Below are 13134 nucleotides of genomic sequence, written 5' to 3'. Positions count from 1 at the left end.
TCGGGTGCCCTGGCGCGCCGGTCGTTTTGCCGGTGGTGAGGCGATGCTAAGGGCCTAAGCTTTCAGCCAGCTTTCGATGCTGAAAGCTTCATTTTTAACCTTGAGAGCCTCCCAGCTCCCACAGGGTCGGCCACTGTGGGAGCTGGCTTGCCAGCGATGAGGCCCTTGAGACCACTGGAAAAATCACTGAATACCGCGAAGGAGTGCCCAACGAAAATGAGCCAACACCAGGAAGGCGGCTGCCATTGCGGCGCCCTGCGCTACCGGGTCGAAAGCCCGCTGACCGATGTCGCCCATTGCCATTGCTCGATCTGTCGCAAGGTTTCCGGCGGCTTGCTGATCACCTGGGCCACGGTGCCCTGCTCTGCCTTCCAATGGCTGACCGGCACTCCGCAGCGCTACGACTCGTCCGCCAGTTGCGTGCGTTACTTCTGCAGCCGCTGTGGCGCCCATCTGGCCCTGACCACCGACCTGAGCCCGGAAACCATCGATATCACCATCGCTACCCTCCACGACCCGGCCTCGGTCCGCCCCGACCGGCATATCTGGACGGTCAGCCGCCTGCCCTGGCTGCATCTGGACGAGCACCTGCCCGGTGAGGAACACGAATCGCTGTAATCAGGGCAGCTCCAGGCCGCCGGCCGCCTTGTGCAGGGCCCGCAGGTGGTCGCCGATCAGTTTGGCGTTGGTTTCCACGGCGCGGATTTCCTTGTCGCGCTTGGGGTCGAGCAACGCCCGGGCTTCCTTGTCGAGGTCGGTGCTCAGGCTTTGCAACCGTGCCTGTCGCTCGCGGCTGCTGTCCAGCAACTGCTCGCGTTCCTGGGCCTGGGGCAGCCCGTAGCCGCCCTGCCCCAGCAATTCGGCCGGTTTGCTGAGAAAGCCACTGTTGGCCAGGATCTCTTGCAATGTGCGGTTGGCCTTGTCGACCCGTCCGTCCTGCTGCGAGCGGCCGCTCAGATAGCGCTGCTTGACCTCGTCCTGGGCCAGCAGCAGTTGCCGGCGCAGGGCGGCCTGTTCCAGCAGCAGCATCGCTGCACTGGTGCGCAGGTCGGCGCGCTCGAACCAGGTACGGCGCTGCTCCGCGCTTTGTTCCAGCCAGGATTCGACCGTTGCCTGGGGAATCGGCAATTGTTTCTTCAACACCTGGAACATGGCCTCGAAGCGATCACGGTAGGAGTCGAAGCGGTAGCCCAGGCGCAGCGCCTCGCGCGGGTCGTCGAGCACACGGGTATCCGCCAGGCCGCGGCCCTTGAGCACTTCCAGCAACCCGTTGGGCATGATGCTGTCGAGGCTGGTCAGTTGCCGGTTGGCGGTACCGCTGCGCAACAGCTTGAGGGTTTCCACCGCGCAGTTGTTGGACAGGAAGAAGTAGTTGCCGTCGTAGCTCCAGTGCATCTCCAGGGCCTGGCGCACCAGGTTTTCCAGCTCCGGACGGGACAGCTTGAGCGGCACCGAGGACAGGCTGCGCAGCTCGGTCTTGGTGTATTCGTCGATGACCTGGCCCAGCGGCAGCACGAACAGGCGCGATGGATAGGAGCCCACCAGGCCGTCCCAGCTGGACAATTGCACGTCGTTGACGAAGGCGCGGTACGACAGGACCAGATGCTGGTCGAGGTCCAGCCGGCAATCCGGGCCTCGCGGGCGACCCGGCGCACAGATCACCAGGCGCAACATGCTATGGCCCCAGCGGCTGACCCAGTTCTGGTTGGCTTCGGCCAGCAGGTAGTCCACCGAATAGACCCGCTCCGGGTCGATGTAGCCGAGGGGCTGCTTGGCGAAGTCATTGCCGGCGTTGAGGTAAGGCAGCTCTGCCGCACAGGGCGGATGTTCCGGCGCCCAGCCGAAATGTCCGCTCAGGTAGGCGTGCAGTGCCGGGCGACGGCAGGCGTAGCTCGGGTCGAGGAGAAAATACTCCATGTTGACCGCGATGAATTCCTTGGGGCTGCTCAGCTCGTAGCTGTCCGGGGTGCGTACGTCCTGGTGGTTTTCCTGCTCGCGCTCGCCGCGACGACCGACATATTGCGGCCAGCCGGCCAGGTCGAGCAGGCGCGGATCGTCGCTAAGGGTGAAGCGGCGCCCTGGCTGGCCGCGGCATTCGTCACGCAGGCCGACCTTGCCCTGGCTGTCGAGCTGGCGTTGGCACTGGACGATCAGGCGACGCTGGTCCGCCGGCCAGAGCCGCGCGCGGTCGTAGATATGGGTGAGCTCATGGAGCACGGTGGCCAGCAGCTCTTCGCGCACCGTGCCGTGGGGGCGACCGGTCTTCTGCGTGGCGGCGCTGCCGTCGGTGAGGCTGTTAAGAAGACGACGGTTCAGGGCCAGGGTCGAAACCAGCGAAGCCTGGCCGTACGCATCCTGCCGCATGCGCGAGTCCCAACTGATGGTGACGCTGCGGTCGAGTCGGGTCTTGAAGCTGGATGGCAGTTTTTCCAGCGCTTCATCCAGTAATGCCTGGGTCGCCTGGCGCTGGGCCGCGCTCAGCCCGTCACCTTGCAAATGCAATTGCAGATCGGCCACGGCGGGGCTGCCGAGCAGCGCGAGTACGCCGCCCAGCAGCCAGGCACGGAGTGATTTCACAGCGCGAGGATGGCTTCGGCGAGTACCTGGTCGCTGGCGTCGCGCGCTTCGGGGACGCGCTGGCGCAGGGTGTTGAAGGCGGCTTCCAGTTGTGCGCCGCGGATATCGCCATTGCTGGCGACGAAGCTGGCCGCGTCGTCACGGGCTTCGCGAACGACCTTGGAATCACGGATCGAGGTGGTGGTGTCCGAGGTGAAATCGATCGAGCGGCCAAAGGCACGGACGATGATATTGCTGGTGGCCACCAGGGTATGTGCCTGGGCCACATCGGCCAGCAGAAGGAAGCCGAGGGTGGCGGCGATCAGCGGGTTACGCATGGAACTTCTCCGGAGAAACAGGGGTGATCATTGGACGAGAATTGCTTGCGCCAGTTCAAGGTCGCCAGCATGAAGATCGGGGTTTTCCCGGCGTAGCCGGCCAATGACCGATTCCAGCCGTGCGCCACGGAGCTGGCCATCGCTGGCGACGTAGGCCGCAGCATCGTCGCGGGCGGCCTGCACCCATTTGCGGTCGAAGGGCGCGCTGGTCACCTGGCTGGTGGCGTAGCCGCCTATAACGCTGGCGGCGGTGGTCATGTCGAAGGCCTCGGCCGTTGTCGAGAACGCCGTTGTGGACCCGAACAGTGCAAGCAGCAAAAACACATAACGCATGGAAAGAGATGGCCCTTGGAAACACAAGGTGTCCAAGGCTATCCCATGGCATCAGCCCGGGCCAGAGCGGTTGGCCCGGCTGTTTTGCAGGGTGTTGCCTGGTGTGTCAGGCCTACAGCGCCAGGATCGCCTGGGCCAGTTGTGCGTCGCTGGCTTGCAGGGTCGGCAGTTGCTGGCGGATATGGGCGAAGGCGCTTTCCAGTTTCACTCCGCGGATATCGCCGTTGCTGGCGACGAAGCTGGCGGCGTCGTCACGGGCGGCACGCACGATCTTGTTGTCGCGGAACGACGAGGTCACGTCGGACGTGGCGTCGGAAGAGGCTTTCAGTGCACCGACCAGGGAGTCGGTGGTGACGATGAAGCTCGTGGCGTGGGCGGTGGAAGCCAGGGCCAGCAAGAGTGCGGCGCCCAGCAGACGGGTACGGATCATGGTCTATCTCCTGAGGTAGGACTTGGGTCCAGCAACTGTCAGACGCACGCTCAGCCGGTTGCGCTACGCGTGGCATAAAACCCTGTTGGAAAAAGCGTAACACGTAACAAGCGAAGCGCCGGTCGATATAACTGTTATGGTTGATTTTATAAATATGAAAACTGTATCTGTCGGCCTTCAAATCCCTCTAGTCCGCGCCTTCCAGAACGAAAAAACCCGTCAGCAGTCACCTGCGACGGGTTTTTCGGAATTCGGTGCCGGCCTTGGCCGGCGGGCCTTGCATTAACGCCAGAAAGGCTTGCTCAGCTCTTCGTAACGTTGTGCTTCGCTGATACCGGCGTCAGCCAGCAGGCGAGCGTCCAGACGAGCCAGTTGATGGCGGCTGGAGATACGACGTTGCCACAGAACCAGGTTGGCCAACAGGCGCAGTGGCAGGGCAGCTTTGGATTGTTGAGCGTTGCTTTCGAAAACCAGACCGGAACTGAGGGTACGTTCCATGATGTGCTTCCTTCCGCTTGTGGCGGCATTGAGTAGTGATTTAACTGATGCCAATGATCCTCCTCGGGCGTCCATAACAGTAGATACAGTTCACCTGCATTGTGATGGTCCAGTTAACTGTTTAAGGGCACTGTTGCACTCGAAATGCACGCAACTGTACTGGTGAGCGCAAAAATGGTGCGTTTTTCAATTTTTGGCGAGTGGAAGGCGGAAAATCGAGGGGTTTTGAGCGGTACAGTAGTACAGTTTTTTCAAGTCAGTTGGTCGAACTGTTCAGCCGACAGGCATTGCACCTTGTCGGCTGAGCAGTGTTCACCGATTAAACGGCCAGCATGCGCCCGGTTTCTTCCAGGTTTTCATGCCAGGCCAGCGCTTCGCGCAGGATGTGTGGGGTATGACCGCCCCGCTCGCACGCGCGGGTGAAGTAGTCGTTGAGCGCTTCGCGGTAGTCCGGATGCACGCAATTGTCGATGATCGCCCGGGCACGCTCGCGCGGTGCCAGTCCGCGCAGGTCGGCCAGGCCCTGCTCGGTTACCAGGATGTCTACGTCGTGCTCGGTGTGATCGACGTGGCTGACCATCGGCACCACGCTGGAAATCGCGCCGCCCTTGGCGATCGACTTGGTCACGAAGATGGCCAGGTGGGCATTGCGCGCGAAATCGCCCGAGCCGCCGATGCCGTTCATCATCCGTGTACCGCAGACGTGGGTGGAGTTGACGTTGCCGTACAGGTCGAACTCCAGCGCGGTGTTGATACCGATGATGCCCAGGCGGCGCACCACTTCAGGGTGGTTGGAGATCTCCTGCGGGCGCAGCACCAGCTTGTCCTTGTAGCGCTCCAGGTTGCCGAACACATCGGCATTGCGGCGGCTCGACAGGGTGATCGAGCTGCCCGAGGCGAAGCCCAGCTTGCCGGCGTCGATCAGGTCGAACGTCGAGTCCTGAAGTACCTCGGAGTACATGGTCAGGTCTTCGAACGGCGACTCGATCAGGCCGCACATCACCGCGTTGGCGATGCTGCCGATGCCGGCCTGCAGCGGGCCGAGCCTGTTGGTCATGCGCCCTGCCGCTACTTCTTCCTTGAAGAAGTTGATCAGGTGGTTGGCGATGCCCTGGGTCTCTTCGTCCGGTGGCAGCACGGTAGACGGCGAATCCGCCTGTTCGGTAATGACGATGCCAACGATCTTGGCCGGGTCGATCGGGATCGCCGTGCTGCCGATGCGGTCATCGACCTTCACCAGCGGGATCGGTGTGCGGGTCGGACGGTAGGTCGGAATATAGATGTCGTGCAGGCCTTCGAGATTGGCGTTGTGCGCCATGTTGATCTCGATGATCACCTGCTTGGCGAAGATCGCGAAGCTCGCCGAGTTGCCCACGGAGGTGGTCGGCACGATATGGCCCTGTTCGGTGATCGCCACCGCTTCGATGACAGCGATGTCCGGCAGCTTGAGCTGCTGGTTACGCAGTTGCTCGACGGTTTCCGACAGGTGCTGGTCGATGAACATCACCTTGCCGTCGTTGATCGCCTTGCGCAGGGTGCTGTCCACCTGGAACGGCATGCGTCGTGCCAGCACACCGGCTTCGGTCAGTTCCTTGTCCAGGTCGTTGCCCAGGCTGGCGCCGGTCATCAGGCTGATCTTCAGCGGCGACTGCTTGGCCCGCTCGGCCAATGCGTGGGGAACGGCCTTGGCTTCACCGGCGCGGGTGAAACCGCTCATGCCAACGGTCATGCCATCCTGGATCAGGCCGGCGGCATCGGCCGCGCTCATGACTTTATTGTGCAGCGAGGACAAGCGAATACGATCACGGTACATGGATTGTTATCTCGGGTATTGAAACCAGGAGCGCAGTCTATTGCTTTCGCAAAGACTCGTCCCACGACCAAGGTCGTATGTGAAGCCCTGCAATAGAGCCTTCCGTCGGCAGGCCGGGGACGAAAAAGCCCCGGTCGTTGCCGAACCGGGGCTTTTTGTCACATCTGGAAAAGGCCCTTATTCGACGGCCTTGACCATGTCCTCGATGACCTTCTTGGCATCGCCGAAGACCATCATGGTTTTGTCGAGGTAGAACAGTTCGTTGTCCAGGCCGGCATAGCCGCTGGCCATCGAGCGCTTGTTGACGATGATGGTCTTGGCCTTGAAGGCCTCCAGGATCGGCATGCCGGCGATCGGCGATTTCGGATCGTTCTTCGCCGCCGGGTTGACCACGTCGTTGGCGCCCAGCACCAGGACCACGTCGGCCTGGCCGAACTCGGAGTTGATGTCCTCCATCTCGAACACCTGGTCATACGGTACTTCGGCTTCCGCCAGCAGCACGTTCATATGCCCGGGCATGCGACCGGCCACCGGGTGGATGGCGTACTTCACCGTCACCCCGGCGTGGGTCAGCTTCTCGGTCAGTTCCTTCAGTGCGTGCTGGGCACGGGCCACCGCCAGGCCGTAGCCGGGCACGATGATCACGGTGTCGGCGTTGCTCAGGAGGAAGGTGGCGTCGTCGGCGGAGCCGGACTTCACCGGGCGCTGTTCCTTCGATCCGGTCGCCGCGCCGGCATCGGTATCACCACCGAATCCGCCGAGGATGACGTTGAAGAAGGAGCGGTTCATCGCCTTGCACATGATGTACGAGAGGATGGCACCGGACGAACCCACCAGGGAACCGGCGATGATCAGCATCGAGTTGTTCAGCGAGAAGCCGATGCCTGCCGCCGCCCAGCCCGAGTAACTGTTCAGCATCGACACCACGACGGGCATGTCTGCCCCGCCGATCGGGATGATGATGAGCACGCCCATGACGAAGGCCAGGGCCAGCATCACGGCAAAGGCGGTGTAGTTGCCGGTGAAGGTGAACACCAGGCCGAGGCCGATGGTGGTCAGGCCCAGTACCAGGTTCAGCTTGTGCTGCCCGGCAAACTGTACCGGTGCGCCCTGGAACAGGCGGAACTTGTACTTGCCGGAGAGCTTGCCGAAGGCGATGACCGAGCCGGAGAAGGTGATCGCACCGATAGCCGCACCGAGGAACAGCTCCAGGCGGTTGCCGGTGGGGATCGGGTCGCTGATGGCGCTGACGATACCCAGGGATTGCGGCTCGACCACAGCGGCAATGGCAATGAACACCGCAGCCAGGCCGATCATGCTGTGCATGAAGGCTACCAGCTCCGGCATCTTGGTCATTTCCACGCGCTTGGCCATGATCGCGCCGGCGCTACCGCCGATCAGCAGGCCGACGATCACGTAGGCGATGCCATCAGTGGCCAGCTCCGCGCCAAGCTTGTAGATCAGGCCAACGGTCGTGATGACCGCCAGGGCCATGCCAAGCATGCCGAACAGGTTGCCGCGCCGGGAGGTGGTCGGGTGCGACAGGCCCTTGAGGGCCTGGATGAAGCAGACCGACGCTACCAGGTAGAGAAGTGTTACCAGGTTCATGCTCATCTTTACTTCTGCCCCTCTGCCTTCGCGGCTTTCTTCTTGAACATCTCCAGCATGCGCCGGGTGACGAGGAATCCACCGAACACGTTCACCGCCGCCAGGGCCACCGCAAGGGTGCCCATGACCTTGCCGAGCGGGGTGACGGTCAGCGCCGCGGCGAGCATGGCGCCGACGATGACGATGGCGGAAATGGCGTTGGTGACCGCCATCAACGGGGTGTGCAGCGCAGGCGTGACGTTCCAGACCACGTGGTAGCCGACATAGATCGCCAGCACGAAGATGATCAGGTTATAGACACCGTGGGAAATCAGCATGTCTTCCATTGCCCTGCTCCTTAACCGTTCTTGCGGATGACCTGGCCGTCGCGGCACATCAGGCACGCGGCGACGATGTCGTCTTCGAGGTTGATCGTCAGCGCGCCGTCCTTGTCGAACAGCAGCTTCATGAAGTCCATCAGGTTGCGCGCGTAGAGCGCCGAGGCATCGGCGCCGACCTGGGCCGGCAGGTTGGTCGGGCCAACGATGGTCACGCCATTCTCGATGACGATCTGATCGGCGACGGTCAGCGGGCAATTGCCGCCCTGGGCCGCTGCCAGGTCGATGACCACCGAGCCGGGCTTCATCTGCGCCACGGTTTCCGCGCTAAGCAGGGTTGGCGCCTTGCGGCCCGGGATAAGGGCCGTAGTAATGACGATGTCGGCCTGTTTGGCGCGCTCGTGCACGGCCTGGGCCTGGCGCTGCATCCAGCTCGCCGGCATCGGGCGGGCATAGCCGCCGACGCCAACCGCGCAGTCGCGTTCCTCGTCGGTCTCGTACGGCACATCGATGAACTTGGCACCGAGGGATTCGATCTGCTCCTTCACCGCCGGACGCACGTCCGACGCCTCGATCACCGCACCCAGGCGCTTGGCCGTGGCGATGGCCTGCAGGCCGGCCACACCCGCTCCAAGGATCAGCACGCGGGCGGCTTTCACCGTACCGGCGGCGGTCATCAGCATCGGCATGAAGCGTGGATAGTGGTGCGCGGCGAGCAACACGGCCTTGTAACCGGCGATGTTCGCCTGCGAGGACAGCACGTCCAGGCTCTGGGCCCGGGAAGTGCGTGGCGCAGCTTCGAGAGCGAAGGCGGTGATCCCGCGTTCGGCCATTTTTGCGATCAGATCGTTGTTGAACGGGTTGAGCATGCCCGCAAGCACGCTGCCGCTCTTGATCAGGGCCAGTTCGCTGTCGTTGGGCGCGACAACCTTAAGGACAAGCTGCGCGCCAAACGCATCGGCGGCGCTTCCAAGAACCGCGCCGACTGCCTCGTAGGCACTGTCAGGAATGCTGGCATTGATGCCGGCTCCACGCTCTACAGTGACCTGATGACCCTGACTCACCAGTTTCTTGATGGTTTCGGGAGTGGCAGCGACCCGTGTTTCGCCCGTCTGCGTTTCGAGAGGAACACCAATGTGCACGTCATTTCTCCTGCGTGATCTTTGTTGTTGAACCAGCGCACTACGGATGGTGCGTCTGGGGCGGCCGATCAGCACGATCCCGCCTGAACGAGGCGGGGCGCGGCATTTTGCAAGCGATCCTGAATCGCTTCAATGGGTTCTGAATGGAAACTTAATCGAAACTACAAGTCACCCTGTGACCACTTGTCGCAACGAACCGGCTTTAGCCCGCCAAACACGGGGTTTAGCGACATTAGGAGATTTTTTAAAAATTTTCTGACAATTTTCGCGGAGAGGAAGAAAAAGGTCGTTTTTTGCGCTTTAAAGCCCCGTAAACATTGGGGTTGTCAGGGTTTTTGATGGAGGGCACAACAGTTGTCGCTTCTGCGACATTTCCTTATATCTGTAGGTGTTAAATTTAATTGACTACCGGGTCAATTAGTCTGCTTGAGCCTTGTCTGCTGCGGTATAGCGCTGCGCCTCGGTTACCAGCCAATCGCGGAAAGCACGCAATGATGCCGACTCGACCTTTCTTTCCGGGATCATCAAGTGATAAGCCTTGATGCTGGACAGTCCGTGCGGGTTGGCAATCACTAGCCTGCGCTCCTCCAGTTCACGCTGGATCAGGAACGGTGGAATCAGCGCCACGCCCATCTCGTGCATCGCTGCCTGGGCCAGCATCGAGAATAGTTCATAGCGCGGGCCTGTCATGTCGCGTGCGACGTTCATTTCCAGGCTGTTGAACCATTGGCGCCAAGCGTAGGGCCTGGTGGTCTGCTGCAGCAGGGGCAGTTGGGCGATGGTCTGCGGATCGAGCTTCTCGTGCTTGCCCAATAGCGACGGGCTGCACACCGGAACCGGGTTTTCTCCCATCAGCCTGTGGGATTGCGTACCGGACCAGTCGGCGTCGCCGAAGTAGATGGCGGCATCGAAGTTGGTGTCGGCGAACAGGAAAGGCCGGGTGCGGTTGGTGAGGTTGACCGTGACGTCCGGGTGGCGCTGCTGGAAATCCTTGAGCCGCGGCAGCAGCCATTGGGTGCCGAAGGTCGGCACGACCGCCAGTTCGATCACATTGGCGCCCTGCTGGCCCATTACTGACAGCGTGTCGCGTTCCACCGCGTCTAGCTGGGTTGCCACCCGGCGACTGTAGGACAGGCCGGCTTCGGTGAGTTTTACGCCGCGTCTCGAGCGGCGGAACAGTTCGACGTTGAGGAACTCCTCCAGCCCGCCGATCTGTCGGCAAACGGCACCCTGGGTCAGGGAAAGCTCCTGCGCCGCCTTGGTAAAGCTCTCGTGGCGGGCTGCTGCCTCGAAGCAGACCAGGGCCGTGGTGCTGGGAATCTTGCGCCGCATATACGTCAACCTCACTAATCTGGCTTCGGAACAGCCTTCATCTCAATTACGAAGTGAGAAATTAGCACAAGAGGTTGCGGAATCCTCGTTTGTCGCCCTTCCCGTTCGGGCCTAGGATCAAGGCACGAGAACCATCATTCCCTTTCCCACCTCGAGGATTCCCACATGGCCGGCAAAGCAAGCTTCAACTGGATCGATCCGCTGCTCCTGGATCAGCAGCTCAGCGAAGAGGAGCGTATGGTGCGTGACAGCGCCTACAGCTTCGCCCAGGACAAGCTGGCGCCACGTGTGCTGGAAGCCTTTCGACATGAGCAGACCGATCCTGCAATCTTCCGCGAAATGGGCGAAGTCGGCCTGCTGGGCGCGACCATCCCGGAGCAGTACGGCGGCAGCGGCCTGAACTACGTGTGCTATGGCCTGATTGCTCGTGAAGTGGAGCGTATCGACTCCGGTTACCGCTCGATGATGAGCGTGCAGTCCTCGCTGGTGATGGTGCCGATCAATGAGTTCGGCACCGAAGCGCAGAAGCAGAAGTACCTGCCGAAGCTTGCCAGCGGGGAGTGGATCGGGTGCTTTGGTCTGACCGAGCCAAACCACGGTTCTGACCCGGGCTCCATGATTACTCGTGCGAGGAAAGTGGATGGCGGCTACCGCCTGACGGGTAGCAAGATGTGGATCACCAACAGCCCGATCGCCGATGTGTTCGTGGTCTGGGCCAAGGACGATGCAGGCGATATCCGTGGTTTCGTGCTGGAAAGAGGCTGGCAGGGCCTGAGCGCGCCTGCGATCCATGGCAAGGTCGGTCTGCGGGCCTCGATCACTGGCGAGATCGTCATGGATAACGTATTCGTCCCCGAAGAAAACATCTTCCCGGATGTGCGTGGTCTTAAAGGTCCGTTCACCTGCCTGAACTCGGCGCGCTACGGTATCTCCTGGGGGGCTCTGGGCGCTGCAGAGGCCTGCTGGCACACCGCGCGCCAGTACACCCTGGATCGTCAGCAGTTCGGTCGCCCGCTGGCGGCGAACCAGTTGATCCAGAAGAAGCTGGCCGACATGCAGACCGAAATCACCCTGGGCCTGCAGGGCTGCCTGCGCCTGGGGCGGATGAAGGACGAAGGCACCGCGGCGGTGGAAATCACGTCGATCATGAAGCGCAACTCCTGCGGCAAGGCCCTGGAGATCGCGCGTCTGGCCCGGGACATGCTGGGCGGCAACGGCATCTCCGACGAATTCGGCGTGGCTCGTCACCTGGTCAACCTTGAGGTCGTGAATACCTATGAGGGTACCCATGACGTGCATGCACTGATCCTCGGTCGTGCGCAGACCGGCATTCAGGCCTTCTATTAATAGGGAGACAGTCCATGGGCGCGCTTTCTCATTTGCGGGTCCTGGATCTGTCGCGGGTACTGGCCGGGCCATGGTCCGGTCAGATCCTCGCGGATCTGGGGGCTGAGGTCATCAAGGTCGAGAGGCCGGGCAGCGGGGACGATACCCGCGCCTGGGGACCGCCCTTCCTCAAGGACAGCAGCGGCGAGAACACCAGCGAGGCGGCTTATTACCTGTCGGCCAACCGTAACAAGCGCTCGGTGACCATCGACTTCACCCGGCCCGAAGGGCAGAAGCTGGTGCGGGAGCTGGCGGCGAAGTCCGATGTGGTGATCGAGAACTTCAAGGTGGGTGGCCTGGCTGCCTATGGGCTGGACTACGCAAGCCTCCGTCAGATCAATCCCGATCTGATCTATTGCTCCATTACCGGTTTCGGTCAGACCGGTCCGTATGCCAAGCGTGCCGGGTATGACTTCATGATCCAGGGGCTGGGTGGGTTGATGAGCCTGACCGGGCGTCCTGAAGGAGAAGACGGTGCCGGGCCGGTGAAGGTCGGGGTGGCGCTGACTGATATTCTTACCGGGCTGTATTCGACGGTGGCGATCCTTGCTGCCCTCGCCCACCGGGATCAGCATGGCGGCGGGCAGCATATCGATATGGCCCTGCTGGATGTGCAGGTGGCCTGCCTGGCCAACCAGGCGATGAACTATCTCACTACCGGTACCCCTCCGCGTCGGCTGGGCAATGCACATCCGAACATCGTGCCTTATCAGGACTTTCCTACTGCGGATGGGGACTTCATCCTGACCGTGGGTAACGATGGGCAATTCCGCAAATTCGCCGAGGTGGCGGGTCAGCCGCAGTGGGCGGATGATCCGCGGTTCGCGACCAACAAGCTGCGGGTGGCGAACCGGGCCGAACTGATTCCGCTGATTCGCCAGGCCACGGTGTTCAAGACCACGGCCGAGTGGGTCAGCCAGCTGGAGCAAGCGGGTGTGCCCTGCGGGCCGATCAATGATCTGGCGCAGATGTTTGCCGATCCCCAGGTGCAGGCTCGGGGGCTGGCGATCGATATCCCCCATCCGCTGGCCGGGATAGTGCCGCAGGTGGCCAGTCCGATTCGGCTTTCGGAAACGCCGGTGGAGTACCGCAATGCCCCGCCGCTGCTGGGGGAGCATACCGAGCAGATCCTGGCTGGTGTGCTGGACCTTGATGCTGATGCTATCCAGCGACTGCGGGAGGCCGGGGTGCTCTGAGCCCCTTGTCTCTATATAGAGGGAATCGGGGCGGCAGGCCTGATTTGAATCAATTTCAAATTAGTGCTTGACGCTCGATTCAATCTCTCTATAATTCGCCCCACTTCCGGCGCAGTCGAAACGGAAAACTCCTTGAGATTCAACGAGTTAGAAGTTTAAGGTAGTATCGGAAGTGCTTCGGTCTT

The 13134-nt window shown here is 61.7% G+C and carries 13 protein-coding genes; 3 read left to right on the top strand and 10 right to left on the bottom strand.

The window, feature by feature from the left end; all coding sequences use genetic code 11:
- Nucleotides 1-216 precede the first annotated feature (216 nt).
- Complete coding sequence (locus N7650_RS20605) at nt 217-618, top strand: GFA family protein (protein ID WP_279899770.1); 402 nt, start codon at nt 217-219, stop codon at nt 616-618.
- Here N7650_RS20605 and N7650_RS20600 read toward each other — a convergent pair whose 3' ends face one another.
- From N7650_RS20600 to N7650_RS20555, 10 genes are all read right to left on the bottom strand, one after another.
- Nucleotides 619-2577 carry a DUF4105 domain-containing protein gene (locus N7650_RS20600; protein WP_279899768.1) on the bottom strand — a complete coding sequence of 653 codons (1959 nt, stop codon included), beginning with the start codon at nt 2575-2577 and terminating at the stop codon, nt 619-621.
- A complete protein-coding gene (locus N7650_RS20595; RefSeq protein ID WP_009403433.1) occupies nt 2574-2894 on the bottom strand; it encodes a DUF2388 domain-containing protein in 321 nt (106 codons plus the stop codon). The genes N7650_RS20600 and N7650_RS20595 overlap by 4 nt, the downstream gene beginning before the upstream one ends.
- Nucleotides 2895-2921: 27 nt before the next feature.
- On the bottom strand, nt 2922-3227 hold the full coding sequence (locus tag N7650_RS20590) for a DUF2388 domain-containing protein (protein WP_009403435.1): 306 nt from the start codon (nt 3225-3227) through the stop codon (nt 2922-2924).
- Nucleotides 3228-3339: 112 nt separating this feature from the next.
- Nucleotides 3340-3657 (bottom strand): DUF2388 domain-containing protein, encoded by a 318-nt coding sequence (locus N7650_RS20585; RefSeq protein WP_009403436.1) that lies wholly within the window; start codon nt 3655-3657, stop codon nt 3340-3342.
- 282 nt (nt 3658-3939) lie between these two features.
- A complete protein-coding gene (locus N7650_RS20580; protein ID WP_009403437.1) occupies nt 3940-4155 on the bottom strand; it encodes a DUF1127 domain-containing protein in 216 nt (71 codons plus the stop codon).
- 319 nt (nt 4156-4474) lie between these two features.
- Nucleotides 4475-5968: an acetyl-CoA hydrolase/transferase family protein gene (locus tag N7650_RS20575; protein WP_009403438.1), complete on the bottom strand. Its 1494-nt coding sequence runs from the start codon at nt 5966-5968 to the stop codon at nt 4475-4477.
- 177 nt (nt 5969-6145) lie between these two features.
- Entirely contained in the window at nt 6146-7582 is a 1437-nt protein-coding gene (locus N7650_RS20570; RefSeq protein WP_009403439.1) for an NAD(P)(+) transhydrogenase (Re/Si-specific) subunit beta, read from the bottom strand.
- Between the two features lie 2 nt (nt 7583-7584).
- A complete protein-coding gene (locus N7650_RS20565) occupies nt 7585-7902 on the bottom strand; it encodes an NAD(P) transhydrogenase subunit alpha (RefSeq protein WP_009403440.1) in 318 nt (105 codons plus the stop codon).
- Nucleotides 7903-7913: 11 nt separating this feature from the next.
- Nucleotides 7914-9035 carry a Re/Si-specific NAD(P)(+) transhydrogenase subunit alpha gene (locus N7650_RS20560; protein ID WP_279899765.1) on the bottom strand — a complete coding sequence of 374 codons (1122 nt, stop codon included), beginning with the start codon at nt 9033-9035 and terminating at the stop codon, nt 7914-7916.
- A gap of 417 nt (nt 9036-9452) precedes the next feature.
- Nucleotides 9453-10367, bottom strand: coding sequence for a LysR family transcriptional regulator (locus N7650_RS20555; protein ID WP_009403442.1), 915 nt, complete (start codon nt 10365-10367; stop codon nt 9453-9455).
- A 165-nt stretch (nt 10368-10532) separates the two neighbouring features.
- Here N7650_RS20555 and N7650_RS20550 point away from each other — a divergent pair, with 165 nt between their 5' ends.
- Nucleotides 10533-11714 carry an acyl-CoA dehydrogenase gene (locus N7650_RS20550; protein WP_279899763.1) on the top strand — a complete coding sequence of 394 codons (1182 nt, stop codon included), beginning with the start codon at nt 10533-10535 and terminating at the stop codon, nt 11712-11714.
- 14 nt (nt 11715-11728) lie between these two features.
- Entirely contained in the window at nt 11729-12949 is a 1221-nt protein-coding gene (locus tag N7650_RS20545) for a CaiB/BaiF CoA-transferase family protein (RefSeq protein ID WP_279899762.1), read from the top strand.
- The last annotated feature ends 185 nt before the right edge of the window (nt 12950-13134 follow it).

The sequence above is a fragment of the Pseudomonas sp. GD04058 genome (assembly GCF_029836855.1).
Lineage (GTDB): Bacteria > Pseudomonadota > Gammaproteobacteria > Pseudomonadales > Pseudomonadaceae > Aquipseudomonas > Aquipseudomonas bharatica.
This window is presented reverse-complemented; position numbering and strand designations above follow the sequence as displayed.